General features: G+C 69.4%; 11 protein-coding genes. 4 read left to right on the plus strand and 7 right to left on the minus strand.

Annotation, left to right across the window (positions count from 1 at the left end):
• Nucleotides 1-64: 64 nt before the first annotated feature.
• The 4 genes from C882_RS12160 to C882_RS12175 form a co-directional block, all read right to left on the minus strand.
• The gene (locus C882_RS12160; RefSeq protein ID WP_009540909.1) at nt 65-1,399 is read right to left on the minus strand and encodes a globin-coupled sensor protein; all 1,335 of its coding nucleotides are present in this window, start codon (nt 1,397-1,399) and stop codon (nt 65-67) included.
• Nucleotides 1,400-1,902: 503 nt separating this feature from the next.
• A complete protein-coding gene (locus C882_RS12165; protein WP_009540910.1) occupies nt 1,903-2,199 on the minus strand; it encodes a hypothetical protein in 297 nt (98 codons plus the stop codon).
• Nucleotides 2,200-2,281: 82 nt separating this feature from the next.
• The gene (locus C882_RS12170; protein ID WP_009540911.1) at nt 2,282-3,637 is read right to left on the minus strand and encodes a DUF2336 domain-containing protein; all 1,356 of its coding nucleotides are present in this window, start codon (nt 3,635-3,637) and stop codon (nt 2,282-2,284) included.
• Entirely contained in the window at nt 3,634-5,550 is a 1,917-nt protein-coding gene (locus tag C882_RS12175) for a sensor domain-containing diguanylate cyclase (protein WP_009540912.1), read from the minus strand. Before C882_RS12175 ends, C882_RS12170 begins: the two co-directional genes overlap by 4 nt.
• Nucleotides 5,551-5,748: 198 nt before the next feature.
• On the opposite strand from C882_RS12175, the gene dapD reads away from it, so the two are divergent.
• From dapD to C882_RS12195, 4 genes are all read left to right on the plus strand, one after another.
• Nucleotides 5,749-6,591, plus strand: coding sequence for a 2,3,4,5-tetrahydropyridine-2,6-dicarboxylate N-succinyltransferase (gene dapD, locus C882_RS12180; protein ID WP_009540913.1), 843 nt, complete (start codon nt 5,749-5,751; stop codon nt 6,589-6,591).
• Between the two features lie 59 nt (nt 6,592-6,650).
• On the plus strand, nt 6,651-7,850 hold the full coding sequence (gene dapE, locus C882_RS12185; RefSeq protein WP_009540914.1) for a succinyl-diaminopimelate desuccinylase: 1,200 nt from the start codon (nt 6,651-6,653) through the stop codon (nt 7,848-7,850).
• A 12-nt stretch (nt 7,851-7,862) separates the two neighbouring features.
• Nucleotides 7,863-8,435, plus strand: a complete 573-nt coding sequence (locus C882_RS12190) for a hypothetical protein (RefSeq protein ID WP_009540915.1) — start codon at nt 7,863-7,865, stop codon at nt 8,433-8,435.
• A 152-nt stretch (nt 8,436-8,587) separates the two neighbouring features.
• A complete protein-coding gene (locus C882_RS12195) occupies nt 8,588-10,021 on the plus strand; it encodes a methyl-accepting chemotaxis protein (RefSeq protein ID WP_009540916.1) in 1,434 nt (477 codons plus the stop codon).
• Nucleotides 10,022-10,183: 162 nt separating this feature from the next.
• Here the strand turns inward: C882_RS12195 and C882_RS12200 are convergent, their stop codons facing one another.
• The 3 genes from C882_RS12200 to C882_RS12210 form a co-directional block, all read right to left on the minus strand.
• Nucleotides 10,184-13,264: an efflux RND transporter permease subunit gene (locus tag C882_RS12200; RefSeq protein WP_009540917.1), complete on the minus strand. Its 3,081-nt coding sequence runs from the start codon at nt 13,262-13,264 to the stop codon at nt 10,184-10,186.
• Between the two features lie 3 nt (nt 13,265-13,267).
• Nucleotides 13,268-14,374: an efflux RND transporter periplasmic adaptor subunit gene (locus C882_RS12205; RefSeq protein WP_009540918.1), complete on the minus strand. Its 1,107-nt coding sequence runs from the start codon at nt 14,372-14,374 to the stop codon at nt 13,268-13,270.
• A gap of 105 nt (nt 14,375-14,479) precedes the next feature.
• Nucleotides 14,480-15,754, minus strand: a complete 1,275-nt coding sequence (locus C882_RS12210; protein ID WP_009540919.1) for an MFS transporter — start codon at nt 15,752-15,754, stop codon at nt 14,480-14,482.
• Nucleotides 15,755-15,994 lie beyond the last annotated feature (240 nt).

Consider the following 15,994-nt stretch of genomic DNA (forward strand, 5'->3'; position numbering starts at 1 on the left):
ACCCGGAAACAGGAACGGCGCCGGCCCGTCGGCGGGCGGCGCCGTTTCCGTGTTGCGGCAGGGATCACGCCGAGGCGCGCACCCGGTCGAGGAAGACGCCCATGGCGGCGCGCAGGTTTTCCGTCTCGCCGGCCATGGACTCGCTGTCGCCGCGCAGGGACGAGGCCACCTCGGCCGTGCTGTCGGCGTCGCCGGACAAGGCCGCGATGCCGCCGCGCATGCCGTCAATGCCGGCCGCCGCCTCCTGAACGTTCCGCGCGATGTCGCGGGTGGCCGCGCCCTGCTCCTCCACCGCCGCGGCGATGGAGGAGGAAATGTGGTCGATCTTGCCGATGGTCTCGCGGATGCCGCCGATGGCGCTGACCACGCCGCCCGTAACCTCGCGCAAGCTGGCCACCTGGCGGTCGATGTCCTCGGTCGCGCGCGCGGTCTGCTGGGCCAGCGCCTTGACCTCGCCGGCCACCACCGCAAAGCCCTTGCCCGCTTCGCCGGCGCGGGCGGCCTCGATGGTGGCGTTGAGCGCCAGCAGGTTCGTCTGGCTGGCGATGTCGTTGATCAGGCGCACCACCTCGCCGATCTTGTCGGCCATGTTGGACAGGTCGGCCACCACGCCGGACGTGCGCTCGGCCTCTTCCACCGCCTCGCGGCTCGTGGCGGTGCTCTGCGCCATCTGGCGGTTGATTTCGTCGATGGACGCCGACAATTCCTCGGCCGCCGCGGCCACCGTGTCGGCATTGGCGGATGCGGTCTCGGCCCCGTCGGAGACGCTCTGTGCGTTCTCGGAGGTGTGCGCGGCCGTCTCGTGCAGGCTGTCGGCCGAAGCCTGCATGCGCTGGACGGAGTCGGCCAGACGGTCGGCGATGACCGCCACGCCTGTTTCGAAGTCCTGGGCATTCTCCGCCGCCGCGTCCTGGCGCTTCTCGCGCTCCAGGTCGAAATAGCTGTGCAGCACCGTCGTCAGGTCCATGAAGACCGAGCGGTTGACGGCCTTGAGCATGGCGGCGGCCTCCTGCGGGCGCTTGCGCTTGGCCTGCAGCACGATGTCGATCAGCGCATCCATGAAGAAGGCATAGCCGGCGAGGTAGTAGTCCGGCGTCACGCCGTGCTCGACGTGGGCACGGCCGATACGCTTGACCGTGTCGACATAGCCCGAATCCCACTTGCCGGCAAACAGGGTGTCGAGCCAATGGCACTTCTGGGCCTGCCGGGCGCGCTCCATGGCCTCGTCCGACGCGAACAACTGCGCCATGTCAGGGTCGGACTGGACGAAGGCGTAGAAGGCATCCAGCACGGCGTCGAGGCGCGGCTCCACCAGCGGGCGCGTCGCCACCAGGTTCTCGCGCGTCGCCTCGTCCACACGCATCAGGTGGCGCTGGCGGTCTATCTCGTACTGCGACATCTGCCCTTCCCCTCTCTCGTTATGCGTCCCGCCGTCCCCGCGCCGACGTGACCGTTCGAAGATGTCGGGAGCATACAGAATTCGGGCTGGACCTCGCATAAGCCATAGGTCAGACGCAAAATTGGAACCTTGGTCCAATTTTGTCGGCGCGCGCCGGGCCCATTTTGAAAAGAAGAAGGGCCGCCGGGTGCGGGTCCGGCGGCCCTTCACGCCCGCGGCCAGGGGGAGAGGAAAAGCGGCCACGAACGCGGCATGACCGGCTCCGCGTCGAGAGGAGGGAGACACGGCGACCTCGGGGCGGAGGGGCGCCGTGCCGGGCATCGCCGGTCACGTATCCGCCAAGGTCAGCAATCGGCGTGCCAGCCCCGGTTGGCGGACGCACGGGCCCGCAACCGGCGTTGCCGCGACGGAAACCACCGAACGGATTACCTCATTTGGTTGCGGATGTATTGCATCCTGCAATGCAGGATGAAAACGCCTCGCCTGCGGCGTGCGAACATGCGTCACCGGGCGGCCGGCTCGATGGCCACGCAGTCGAAGAAGGCCACCTGCTCGTCCCCCACCTCCTGCACGTCGCGCAGCACGGCGATGCGCCGCACGTTGACGCAGTGCTGGCTGGCGACCTCCGTCGCCTGGGACAGGGCGTTTTCGGGGTCGCCGAGGGCGATGGCGATGCCCCCGGTGTTGGCGTTGAGCAGGCGCGGGTCCTCGGAGCAGCCCGCCAGCCCCAGCGACAGGCCGAGGCCGGCGGCAACGGCGGCGGTCAGTGCGGATCGGCGGAAACTGGCGCGGCGCAGCATGCGGCGTCTCCCGGTCGTGGTCCCCGAAGGATAAACCCCTGATGCGCGAAAGCGGTTGCGCCACGCGGCGCGGCCGGTAGCGTCAGCCTTCTCCGGCACCGGCGGCAGCCGCATCGGCGACGGCGCGGCGAAACAGGTCGATCTGCCAGGTCATTTCGCCCTTCTTCAGGGCGAACTTGCCGTTGAGACCCGGCCGCAGAAGGTCCAGCGGCGCCACCCGCCCGACCTGGGCCTGAAGCTGCACCGCCGTCGAGGGCGTCAGGCCGGCCTTCCAGGCCACCGCCACCATGCCCTGGGGGCTGCCCGAACGCAGGATGGCGCTGACCACCGGCGCCGGCAGGTCGGCCAGGACGGCAAGGGCGGCGGTGACGAAGTCCTCGTCGGCGGCAACGATGGCGTCGGCCACCACCTTTTCCGTCAGTTGGTCGCGCTCGGCCATGGAACGGGCCCGTTCGGAGGATTGCGGCGAGGGGCGCCGCCATGTCACCGGCGCCGTCGGCTGGCCGTCGGGGCGGTCCGGTGTGCCGTCGTCCTGGCGGCGCGGCTCTCCCAGGCGACGGTGGACCACGCGCGCCACCTCCCGCGCCGTTTCGGGCGGCAGGTCGGCGCGGCTCTGCAGCACCAGGATCAGATTGTCGGCGACGAAGCGGGCCAGGCGCACCGCCGCGCCCGTGCTCAGGGACGGCCGCCGCACCAGGGGCTCCTGCCAGCCGGGGTGCTCGGGCGCCTGCTCGATCAGCCGGTCGAGCGTTTCCTCGCGGATCTGGGCGCTGGTGTTGCCCAGAAGGGCGGCGATTGCGGCGTCGTCTTCGGTGTCGGCGATGGCGTCGGACACCGCCTCCGTCACCTGCCGGCGGCGCGATATGGCCGTCAACTTGGCGCTGACCGGGCTGGCGGCGATGATTTCCAGCAGGTCCTCGTCGGTCAGGACCGGCGAATATTCCAGCACCGGGGCGGCCACCGCCACCTCCACGTCGCGGGCAAGCTGCCGGATGACGTTGGGCGGCGCGTTGGCGACGTCCTTCAGGGCTTCGGACAGCACCTGGCGCACACGCGGGATCTGGTCGCGCGTCAGGGCCTGCAGCGCCTCCATGGTGCTCTGGCGCACGCGGTCCTGCTCGTGCTCAGTCAGGCCGGGCGCGAGCCGCGCGATCTTGGCCGCCAGGTCGCCGCGCACGTCGGCATCGCTGTCGTGCGCCAGAAGAAGGTGCGCCAGGGGCGGCGTCTGGCCGTTGGCGATGACCGCGCGGCGCACGCGCGGGTCCGGGTCCTCGGCCAGATAGTAGAGGATTTCCGGCACCGTGTCCGGGTGGCCGGCCAGGCTGCGGCGCACGTCCGGATCGTCGTGCCGCGCCAGGGCGCGCGCCTCGTCGTAGCTGATTTGGACGTCGGCGGCATCGGCCGACTGGTCCAGGAGGCGGCGGACGAGCGAGTTCATGCCTCCACCTCCGTGTTCCGCGTATCGGGCGCCGCACCACCACCACCATGACCACCACCGCCGGGCGGCGGCGCCAGGTGCCAGGCGTTCTTGCCGGTGTGCTTGGCGGCGTACATGGCGGCGTCGGCGCGGGCGACCATCTCCGCCAGGGTCTCGCCCGAGCCGGCCTCGTGCACCGCCACGCCCAGCGACAGGCTGAGCGGCTTGTCGCCGGCGATCGCCGCATCGTCCAGCGCCCGGGCGGCCGTCACCAGCATTTCAGCCTTGGCCTGAGCAACACCGCTGTCCGCGCCTTCCAGCCACACGGCGAACTCGTCCCCGCCCAGCCGCGCCACAAGGTCGGTGGGACGGGTGTTGCCCACCAGGACGTCGCGCAGGCGCAGCAGCAGGTCGTCCCCGGCCTTGTGGCCGCTGCGGTCGTTGATGACCTTGAAGTTGTCCAGGTCCAGGTAGATGAGCGACGCCGGGCTGCGGTCGCGCTCCAGCCGGCGGTAGCGGCGTTCCAGTTCGCCGAAGAAGGCGCGACGGTTGAAGAGGCCCGTCAGTGGGTCGGTCCGCGACATGCGCAGGATGCTTTCGTGGTTGGCGATCTGCTCCAGCGCGATGCCCAACTGGCTGGCGATCTCGCCGATGAGCAGGCGGTCGTCCTCGCTCCACGGCCCGCGGCCCACCTCGCGCCACAGCACCACGGCGCCGTTGAGCGCGTGGCGGTAGACGGTGGGCGCCGCCATGATGGACCAGTCGCCGATCTCCACCTCCAGCCGGCCGCGCCGCTGGCGCAGGCGGTCAAGCACCGGCCCCGCGGCCATGTACCCCAGGTCGCCCCACCGCGCGCCGGGCACGAACGTCAGCGGCGTCCGCTCGCCGTCGTCGTCGGCGGCAGCGGGCGCGCTCTCGCCCGGACCCGCCGGCGGCCGTTCGGCATCCTCCGCTGCGGGCACCCGGAAGACCTGACAGACGGTGGCTCCCAGCCCCCGGCCCAGCGTCTCCGCCGCCGTCGCCAGCATATCCGTCGGGTTGACCTCGTCCCGGATGGCGCGGGTGATGTAGGCCAGGATGCGCTCCCGGTTGCGGGCGCGGGCCAGCGCGGCGTCACGGTCGCGCTCGCGGGTGACGTCACGGCCGACGCCTCGGGCGCCCGACCACTCGCCGTGCGCGTTGTAGAGCGGCGTCGCCGACATGCGCACACAGGCCAGCGCCCCGGTCGCCGCGCGCAGCCAGACGTCGACGTCCTCCACCGGTTCGCGCGCGTGGAACGGGATCGAGCCGGGGCCGAAATATTCCGCCACCAGGCTCGCCGGGTCGGTCGCCACCAGGCGCTGTGCCGGATATCCCAGGGCGCCGCGGGGGCTGACGAAAACGAAGGCGCCGTCGCGTCCCGTCTCCCACGCGAAATCGGTGGAAATCTCCACGAAATCCTTGTAGCGCTGACGGCTGTCGACCAGGGCGGCGCGAAGGGTGCGCTCCAGGGTCACGTCGCGCGCAAGCACCAGCAGGCGTCCGGGCTGGCAGTCGGGCTCCAGGCATTCAAGCGGCAGCAGCGACAGGCGGAACCAAGCCGGCCCCGTCTCGCCCGGAAGGGAAACGATTTCCTCCACCGCCACGCCGTCGGTTCGGGCGCGTTCCGCCAAGGCCCGCACGGGCCCCGGCATGGCGGCCGGCAGGCCATCGGCGGGCGCTGGCGCCAGCCCCGAGGCATTGGAGGAACAGCGCGTCTCCTCTGCCGCCGCCCGATCCAGCGCGGCCGTCAGGCTGTCCGAACGCGGCCCGACCATCATGGGTCGGTCGCGGGCATCGATGATGAGCATGCCGCCGGGATAGGACTCGAGCGCGCTGCGGCACAGCGACAGCAGGCCGGCATCCACCAGCGTGTCGGCCGCGGCACGCGGCTCTGCTCTTGTCCCTGTGCTCACCGGTATCCCCTGAACCCCTCAACCCAACGGAACAGAGCTTATCCCTTTGTTCGCCTTATGCCAACACAGCGCGCGCGGCCTTTTGCGCCGCGCAAGTCGCTGCCTCCGGCTCCCGACCGCGCTGTTGACTTGACCCCTGGGCGGGGTATGTTCACGCACCATTTCAAGACTTCCCCAGCATCGGAGCTTGGCCGACTCATGAGCCTCGACAGCCTGAAGACCACCATCGACACCGCCTTCGAAGAGCGCGAGGGCATCAATGCCAAAACCGGCGGCGAGGTGCGCGAGGCCGTCGACGCCGCGCTGAACCTGCTGGATTCGGGCGAGGCCCGCGTCGCCGAAAAGACCGCCGAGGGGTGGATCGTCAACCAGTGGCTGAAGAAGGCCGTGCTGCTGTCCTTCCGCCTGAACGACATGACCGTCATCAACGGCGGCCCGGGTGCGGCCAACTGGTGGGACAAGGTGCCCAGCAAGTTCGACGGCTGGGGCGAGGCCGAGTTCCGCGAGGCCGGCTTCCGCGCCGTGCCCAACTGCGTCGTGCGCCGGTCGGCCTACATCGCCCCGGGCGTGGTGCTGATGCCGTCGTTCGTCAACCTGGGCGCCTACGTCGACACCGGCTGCATGATCGACACCTGGGCCACCGTCGGCTCCTGCGCACAGATCGGCAAGAACGTGCACATCTCGGGCGGCGCCGGCATCGGCGGCGTGCTGGAGCCCCTGCAGGCCGGCCCGGTCATCATTGAGGACAACTGCTTCATCGGCGCCCGCGCCGAAGTGGCCGAAGGCGTGCGTGTCGAGGAAGGCGCGGTGCTGTCCATGGGTGTCTACATCGGCGCGTCCACCAAGATCATCGACCGCGAGACCGGCGAGGTCCACATGGGCCGCGTCCCGTCGTACTCGGTGGTCGTGCCGGGCACCATGCCGGGCAAGCCGCTGCCCGACGGATCGGCCGGCCCCGGCCTCTATTGCGCAGTGATCGTGAAGCGGGTCGACGAGCGTACCCGTTCAAAGGTCAGCATCAACGAGCTGCTGCGGGATTAATGAGTGGTTGCGGCGGGCCGCCGGCCCGCCGTTCCAGACCTGTCAGGAAAGCATACCCCTTGACCGCCGACACCTCCACCCTGCCCGCCTTCGAGGCCGCCGCGCTGACCGATCCGCTGCCCCTGGCGCAGGCGCTCATCCGCCGGCCGAGCATCACGCCCGCCGACGAGGGCGCGCTGGACGTTCTGCAGGCGGCGCTGGAGACCCTGGGCTTCCGCTGCACCCGCCTGCCCTTCGGCGAGGGGGACGAGCGGGTGGACAACCTGTATGCCCGCCTGGGCACGGCCGCGCCCAACTTCTGCTTTGCCGGCCACACCGACGTGGTGCCCGTCGGCCAGGGCTGGACGCTCGATCCCTTCGCGGCAGAGGTGAAGGACGGCATTCTGTACGGCCGCGGCGCCTCCGACATGAAGGGTGCCATCGCCGCCTTCGTCGCCGCCGTCGCCCGTGCGCGCGACGACTGGGCGGACGGTGCGCCGGGCGGCAGCCTGTCGCTGCTGATCACCGGCGACGAGGAAGGGCCGGCCGTCAACGGCACCCGCAAGATGCTGGACTGGCTGCGTGAAACCGGCGAGACCATCGACCATTGCCTGGTGGGCGAGCCGACCAACCCCGGCCGCCTGGGCGAAATGATGAAGATCGGCCGGCGCGGCAGCCTCAACGGCGTGGTGACGGTGCACGGCAGCCAGGGGCATGTCGCCTATCCGCACCTGGCGGACAACCCCATTCCGCGCCTCATGCGCATGATGTCGGCGCTGATCGAGAAGCCGCTGGACGCCGGGACGGCCCACTTCCAGCCGTCCAACCTGGAGATCACCACCATCGACGTCGGCAACCCGGCGACCAACGTGATCCCCGGCGCGGCGACGGCACGGTTCAACATCCGGTTCAACGACCTGCACACCGGCGAGCGGCTGAGCGCCTGGGCGCGTGAAAAGCTGGAGGTGGTCGACGAGGGTGGCGACCATGACCTGGACATCCGCATCTCCGGCGAATCGTTCCTGACGCCGCCGGGCCTGCTGTCGGACCTGGTGTCGGACGCCTGCGAGGCGGTGCTGGAGACGCGGCCGGAGCTTTCCACCTCTGGCGGCACCTCGGATGCGCGTTTCATCAAGGACCTGTGCCCGGTGATGGAGTTCGGCATGGTCGGGCGGTCCATGCACAAGGCCGACGAGAACATCGCCGTCGCCGACCTGGAGGCCCTGACGGAAGTCTACCGCCGGGTCGTCAGCGGCTATTTCGCCGCTCCGCGCGGCTGAGCGGCGGGCACCGTGGCCGTCCCCAGCGTCTCGGAAACCGCCTCCAGCCTGTGGGGGCTGAACCGCCTGCTGCGCCTGGACGCCCGCGGGATCGAGTGTTTCAACCTGTCGGTGAACGGGTTCTGGAACTCCTTCATCGTAGCCTTCCTGACCCTGCCCTTCTACCTGATCCAGTCCATGCTGTATTTCGCGGGGACGGAGCAGGACGCCCACTGGCTGCGCTTCCTGGGGCTGGAGACGGTGGGATTCGCCCTGGGTTGGCTGGTGATGCCGACGGTGATGATTACCGTCAGCCGAATGCTGGGCTGCTTCGACCGTTACTTCCACTACATGGTGCCGTACAACTGGTTCCAGCTGGTGGTGGCGGCCGTCCTGCTGCCGCTGTCCATCGTGCAGGCGGTGGGGCTTCTGCCCCAGGGACTGGTGGCGCTGCTGTTCCTGCTGACCACCAGCGCCTTCATCATGTACGGCTGGTTCATCGCCCGGCACGGCCTGGGGGTGAGCGCGGGCACGGCCGTGGCCATCATCCTCCTCGACCTGCTGCTGAGCCTGCTGGTCAACGGCGGCACGGAGGCGCTGCTTTAGGCGGCCGACGTCTTTGCAACACTTTCGGATACGATACTTTGTCACCGGCGTAGCCTTCTTGCGCCGGAAGGCGACTGGCGTCACACTTATGCCAAAGGTCCGGTCAACAGGACCAACCGAAAGATAAGGCAAGGGTTCAGGGAGGACGCAACATGGACGACGCAGGTCGCCACCCCGGCGCCGGCGGCGCCGACATGCTCGACACCCGCGCGGATGGGGCCGCGGCGGGCATCGTCAAGGGCATCGGTAGTCTTTGGGAAAGCCTGGCGACGGTCGCGCTGGACATCGGCGCGGTGAACGAGCGCCTGGGCCGCAGCGTCGACCAGTTCGACGGCCTGCGCCGCGCCGCCGAGGAGATGGCGGAGTCCAACCAGTCCATCAACGACGCCGCCGGCTCCGCACAGGACGTCGCCGACCGGGTGCTGGCCGAGGCCCGCGGCAGCCGCGATGCCCTGGAGCGCGCCACCGGCGACATCCACGGGTTGGTGGAAGGTGTCGGCCGCATCGAGCAGCAGCTTGCCGGCCTGTCGGAGGCGCTGCGGCAGGTTTCCAACGTCAGCCAGGAAATCGAGGCCATCGCCAAGCAGACCCGCCTGCTGGCCCTCAACGCCACCATCGAGGCCGCTCGCGCCGGTGAGGCGGGCAAAGGCTTCGGCGTGGTCGCCGGCGAGGTGAAGGCGCTGGCCCAGCAGACCAGCGACGCCACGTCCCACATCGAGGAAACCGTGGCGGAGCTTGAGACCCTCATCGGCCAGCTTCACACGGAAACCAGCGACAGCCGCGAGCGCGCCGGCACCGTGGAGCAGTCCACCGAGACCCTGTCGCGGGTGGTCGCCACGCTGTCGCACGGCATGGAGGACGTCGGCGGCCAGATCCAGTCCATCAGCGGCGCGGTGTCGGGAAACCTGGACCGCTGCGGCATCGTGGTGGACAGCGTCAATGCGTTGACAGGCGACGTGGAGGACGAAAGCGGGCACCTGCACCACGCCACCGACGCCGTCAACGGCCTGATGAACCAGACGCAGGACCTGATCACCCGCGCCGTCTCCGAAGGGTTCGAGATGGCCGACAGCCCTTATGTCCGCAGCGTGCAAAACATGGCCGAGACCATCGGCCGGCTGTTCGAGGATGCCGTCGCCTCGGGCCGCATGACCGAGGACGCGCTGTTCGACGAGAACTACAAGCCCATCCCCGGCACCGATCCGCGCCAGCACACCACGCGCTTCGTCGACTTCACCGACCGCGTCCTGCCCGAGTTGCAGGAGCCGCTGCTGGCCAGCGACCCCAACATCCTGTTCTGCGCGGCGGTGGACCGCAACGGCTACCTGCCGACGCACAACAAGAAGTACAGCCAGCCGCAGGGCGACGACCCGCTGTGGAACACCGCCAACTGCCGCAATCGGCGCATCTTCGATGACCCGGTGGGTCTGGCGGCGGGCCGCAACACGCGCCCGTTCCTGCTCAACAGCTACAAGCGCGACATGGGCGGCAAGATGGTGATGATGAAGGACGTCAGCGCGCCGATCTTCGTCAACGGCCGCCACTGGGGCGGCTTCCGCATGGGATACACCCTGGGCGGCATCTGACGCCCGGGTTGTCTTGGCTATGCCAAGCGCCTGCCGCATGTCGGTCCTGGCAAAGTCGCCGCCCTTGCAGAGCAGCGGCGCGTCCTGCCCGGTCGGCGCGCAAGAAAGGGGCGGCGTCCGCGCCCGGACACCGCCCCTTCCCGCACCTCAAGCCGGTCGGCTCTACTCCGCCGGCGCTCCGCCCATCAGCTTGGCGTCGGGCTCGGGCATGGCCTTGCCGTGGCCGCGGGCCATCAGCAGGTAGGCCGTCGGCACCACGAACAGCGTCAGCAGCGTCCCGAAGGTCATGCCGCCCACGATGACCCAGCCGATGGCGGCCCGGCTTTCAGCGCCCGCGCCCACGGCGATCGCCAGCGGCACCGCGCCAAGCACCATCGCACCCGTGGTCATGAGGATCGGGCGCAGGCGGAGCGCGCTGGCCTCGATCACCGCATCGCGCTTGCTGCGGCCCTGCTCCTGGAGTTGGTTCGCGAACTCCACGATGAGGATGCCGTGCTTGGTGATGAGGCCGATGAGCGTCACCAGCCCGATCTGGCTGTAGACGTTCAGCGTGTTGCCCGTCAGGTACAGCGCCAGTAGCGCGCCGGTCACCGACAGCGGCACCGACAGCATGATGACGAACGGGTCGACGAAGCTCTCGAACTGCGCGGCCAGCACCAGGTAGATGAACCCCAGCGCCAGCAGGAAGGTGACGTAGAGGCTGGCGCTCGACTCCTTGTACTCGCGCGACGGACCGGCGTAGTCGACAAGAGCCTCCGGCGGCAGCACCTCGGCGGCGATGCCCTCCAGCGTCGCCAGACCATCGGACAGGGCGAAGCCCGGCGCCAGGTTGGCGGTGATGGTGGCCGACCGCATCTGGTTGAAGTGGTTCAACTCCTTCGGCGCGACCGTCTCCGTCACCGTCAGCAGGTTGGACAACTGGATCATGGACCCGTCCGCCCCGCGCACGTAGATGGCCGACAGGTCCGACGGCGTCGCCCGGTCGACATCGGCGACCTGCACGATCACGTCGTACTGCTTGCCGTTCTGCTTGAAGCGCGTCACCTGTCGGCCGCCCAGCATGGATTCCAGCGTCCGGCCGATCTCGGCCACGTCGGCGCCCACATCGGCCACCTTCTCGCGGTCCACCTGCACCGAAAGCTGGGGCTTGTTCAGCTTCAGGTCCGTGTCGAGGTTGATGAACCCGGGATACTCCCGCGCCTTGGCAACCACACTGTCCACCATGGTCTGAAGCTCGTCATAGGGCGCGGTGGTCTGGATGACGAACTGCACGGGCTTGGACACCGGGCTCTGGCCCAGCGACGGCGGGTTGGTGGGGAAGGCCATGATGCCGGGGATGCCGCCGAACAGCTTGGGCTGCATCTCCTTGACGATCTCCTGCTGCTTGCGGTCGCGGTCCTCCCAGTCCGTCAGGCCGACGAAGCTGATGATCTGCGACACCACGGGGAAGCCCGTCACCACGAAGTAGCGCTCGGCCTCCGGCGTATTGGCATAGACCTGCTCCATCTGCCGGGCGTACTTGTCGGAGTAGTCGAGCGTCGAGCCTTCCGGCGCGATGCCGATGCCGATGATGGTGCCGCGGTCCTCCGTCGGCGCCAGTTCCGACGGCAGCTGGGTGAACAGGACATAGGCCCCGCCGGCCACCCCCAGCGCCACGCCGATCACCAGGATGTTGGCGCGAAGCGTCACCCGCAGCATGGCGCGGTAGGCGTTGGTCATGCCCACCATCACCCGCTCGATGGCGTTGTAGATGGTGGAGTGCTTCTTCTCGTGGCGCAGCAGCTTGGAGCACATCATGGGCGACAGCGTCAGCGCCACGAAGCCCGACACCAGCACGGCACCCGCCAGCGTCAGGGCGAATTCCGTGAACAGGCGCCCGGTGCGCCCCTCCATGAAGCCGATGGGCGCATAGACCGCCGCCAGGGTCAGCGTCATGGCGACGACGGCAAAGGCGATTTCCCGGCTGCCCTTGAAGGCCGCCTGCACGGGCGACAGGCCTTCCTCCACATGGCGGTGGATGTTCTCCAGCATGACGATGGCGTCGTCGACCACTAGGCCGATGGCCAGCACCATGGCCAGAAGGGTCAGCGTGTTGATGGAAAAACCGAAGGCATACATCAGCGCAAACGCGCCGATCAGCGACACCGGAATGGTCACCAGCGGGATCAGCGTGGCGCGGATGGAGCGCAGGAACACGAAGATCACCAGGATCACCAGCACCACCGCCTCGCCGATGGTGGTGAAGACGTTGGCGATGGAGCGATCGATGAAGATGGAGCTGTCATAGCCGATGTCGACGCTCATGCCCTCGGGCAGGCCGCCCTCGATGATGGGCAGCGCCTCGCGCACGCCGGCGCTGACGTCCAGCGGGTTGGCCGTGGCCTGCTTGACCACGCCCAGGGCGACCGCGCTCTGGCCGTTGAACCGTACGGCCGAACGCTCGCTTTCCGCTCCGATCTCGGCACGGCCCACGTCCTTCAGGCGCACCAGGTAACCGTCAGCACGCTTGATGATCAGGTCCTCGAACTGGGCGGGCGTGCGCAGGTCGGTCTCTGCCAGCACGGTGAACTCGCGCTCCGCGCTCTCGATGCGGCCCGAGGGAATTTCCACGTTCTGCCGGCGCAACGCGCCCTCGACGTCCTGCACCGTCAGGCCATAGGCCGCCAGGCGCGCACGGTCGAGCCACAGGCGCATGGCATAGCGGCGCTCGCCGAAGATCATCACGTTGGCGACGCCGTCGATGTTCTGCAGCCGGTCCTTGACGTAGCGGTCGGCGTAGTCGGTGACCTCCAGCGGCGAATGCCGGTCCGACGAGAACGCCAGGTAGATGATCGGCTGGGCGTCGGCTTCCTCCTTGGAGATGACAGGCTCGTCGATCTCGCTGGGAAGCTGGCCGCGCACACGGGCGACGCGGTCGCGCACGTCGTTGGCCGCCGTGTCGGGGTCGCGGGTCAGGCGGAATTTCACCTCCACCTGGCTCTGTTCGGGGCGGGAGGTGGACGTCATGACGTCGATGCCCTCGATGCCCGCCAGGCTCTCCTCCAGCGGCTGGGTGACCTGGGTCTCGATGATCTCCGCCGTGGCGCCGGGGTAGCGGGTCTCCACCTTCACCACCGGCTCGTCGATATTGGGGTATTCGCGCACCGTCAGCCGGTCATAGGCGATGATGCCCACCAGCACGATGACGAGGCTCATGACGGTGGCGAGCACCGGCCGCTTGATGGACAGGTCGGACAGGACCATGGATCAGCCCTCCGCCCCCGCCGCCGAGGCGGCCTGCGGATCGCCCCCCGCCTTGCCCTCAGCGCCGGGACCGCCGGCGGGCATGACGGTGACGGGCTGGCCGGGGCGCACCTTGATCTGGCCGGCCGTGATGACCGTGTCGCCTTCGCTCAGGCCCCCGGTCACCTCGACGATGCCCTTGCGGCGCTGGCCAATGGTGACCGGCTGGGCCTCCACCATTCCGTCCACCACCTTGTAGACCATCTGGCTGGTGCCCTGGGGGATGAGGGCCTCCTCCGGCACCACCAGGGCGTTGGGCCGTTCGTCCAGCACCAGGGTCACGCGGGCGAACATGCCCGGGCGCAAAGGGCCGTCCATGTTGGGCACGCGGGCGCGCAGGAGCACGCTGCGGCCCTGCACGTCCACCTGCGGATCGATGGCGTAGACCGTGCCCTCGAACGTTTCGCCGGGCACGGCGTCGACACGCATGCGAATGGACTGGCCGGTCTCCAGGCGGTGGGCGAAGACCTCCGGCACGCGGAAGTCCACCTTGATGGGGTCCACGTCCTCCAGGTTCACGATGGCATCGCCGGCGCGGACATAGTCGCCGACGCTCACCTGCCGCAGGCCGAGCAGGCCGGAGAACGGCGCGCGAAGCTCCGTCTTCTCCATGTTCACCCGCGCCAGTTCCAGGGCGGCCTCGTCGGCGCGCAGCTTCGCGAGCGCCTCGTCGCGGGAGCTGACGGGCAGGTTCTGGCGGCGGTAGAGTTCTTCGGCGCGGTTGAAGTTGCGCTGGCTGAGGCTGAGGTTGGCCTCGGCCCTTTTCAGTTCGGCGGCCCGGCTGTCGTCGTCCAGCTTGACCAGCAACTGGCCCTTTTCCGCGCGGCCGCCTTCGTCGAAGGAAATCTCCTCGACGCGGCCGGCGATCTCGGGGCGGATGACGGTGCTTTCGTTGGCCAGCAGGCTGCCCACCACCAGAAGCTCGTCGGTCATGGGCTGGACACGCACGGGCACGGCTTCGACCGGCAGGCCCTGCGGCTTGTCCTGCGCCTGGCCCGCCGTCGGCGCCGCCAGAAGACCCGCCGCCAGCATCAGCGCTCCGGCCAGTCGTTTCCCGATGATGTTACCCACGATCCTCTCCCTTCACGGGGACACGGCCCCCGCTGCACTGAGGAGGCCGCCGTTGTTTCTCTCACTGCACGCGGCCGGCCCGCCCGCACGACGGTTCCGGCCTCTTCATGTCGGGGCGCCCGCGCTCCGGGTCCAGAGCGCGGCGCCCAGGAATGTCGCCGTGGCCGTCGCCGCCAGGGCCGCCACCACGGCGAAGGCCGTGCCGGGGCCGAAGGCCGCCACCACCGGCTGGCTGGCGAGCGGCGAGACGAACTGGCCCAGGAACAGGCTCGTCGTCAGGCCGCCCAGCGCCCGTCCGCGCACGGCCGGCGGCACCCGCGCCAGCAGCCACACGCTGGCGTTGGGCATGTTGATGCCCATGCTCGGCCCCGCCAATGCCAGGGCCACCATCACCACGCCGTAGCTTCCCGCCGCCGCGATCAGGCCGTAACCCGCCGCCATGCAGGCGAAGCCGATGGCGAAAAGCGCCGGCGGCCCCAGCCACTGGCGCAGCCGGCCATAGCTCATGGAGGCCAGTCCCGCCGACAGGTTGAAGCAGGCGATGGCCATCCCGGTGCGACTCGGGCTGTCGACGCCAAGCTCCTCCAGATAGAACGGAAGCTGCGTCGGCACCATGAAAAAGGTTGTCATGGTAAAGAACGCCGTCGCGTAGAGGCCCGCCACGAAGGCGACGGGCATGCGCGCGGGTTCCGGCGGCGCGGCGGCATCGGCACCACGGCCGGCAACCGCAGCGGGATCATGACGCGGCGGCTCGGGCAATACAAAGGCCATTACCGGCGCGAGCAACAGGGCCGCCAGATACACGGCGAAAGGGCCGCGCCAATGCAGGTCCGCCAGGAAACCACCGGCCAGCAGGAAGGCGACGCCGCCGAACGCCATGAAGGCCGACTGGATGCCCAGGAACCGCTCGCGGCGGGGGCCCTGGAAATAGTCGCCCACCAGCGTCTGCGCCGTCGTCATCACCATGGCGACGGACAGCCCGAGCGCCGCCCGCCCGACCAGGATCGCCCACAAGCTGTCGACCACCAGCCCCGAGGCGCCGGACAGGCCGTAGAGCACGGCGCCGACGACGATCATGCTCTTGCGGCCGAAGCGGTCGATCACCCATCCCGCCACGGGCGCGAAGCCGGCGATGAACAGCGCCGGCACCGTCAGCACCAGCCGGGTCCACAGCCCGGCGTTGTCCACGTCGGCAAAGTGGGCCTGCAGTTCGGGCAGCGACGGCGAGATCACTGCACCGGCCATCACCGTCAGGCTGGCCGCCAGCAGGAGGCTGCCGCGGATGGCCCAGGCCAGCGGACCCCGGTCGGGCACCAGCGGGTCATCGTCGGCACGGGCTTGGGTACGGGCAGCGGATGACGGCGGGGAAGAGGCGACCATGAGACTCCGGTGCTGGAGGGCGTTCGTCGGGCCGGCGAAACCCGGCTCGAGCATAGAAAGGCGCCCAGTATAACGCCAGCCGAGCAGCGGCATGGCCGCCATGTCCTACGCCGCCGGGCCGATGGTGGATCGGACGCCGACTCTTGCCTGGATCACGGCCGCGTGGTGAGGGCCCGGGCCAGTTGCGGAAGGATCGACGGGCTCGGTATGGCTTTTTTGGCACCCACCATGACCTTACGG

The organism is Caenispirillum salinarum AK4, assembly GCF_000315795.1.
Lineage (GTDB): Bacteria > Pseudomonadota > Alphaproteobacteria > Rhodospirillales > Rhodospirillaceae > Caenispirillum > Caenispirillum salinarum.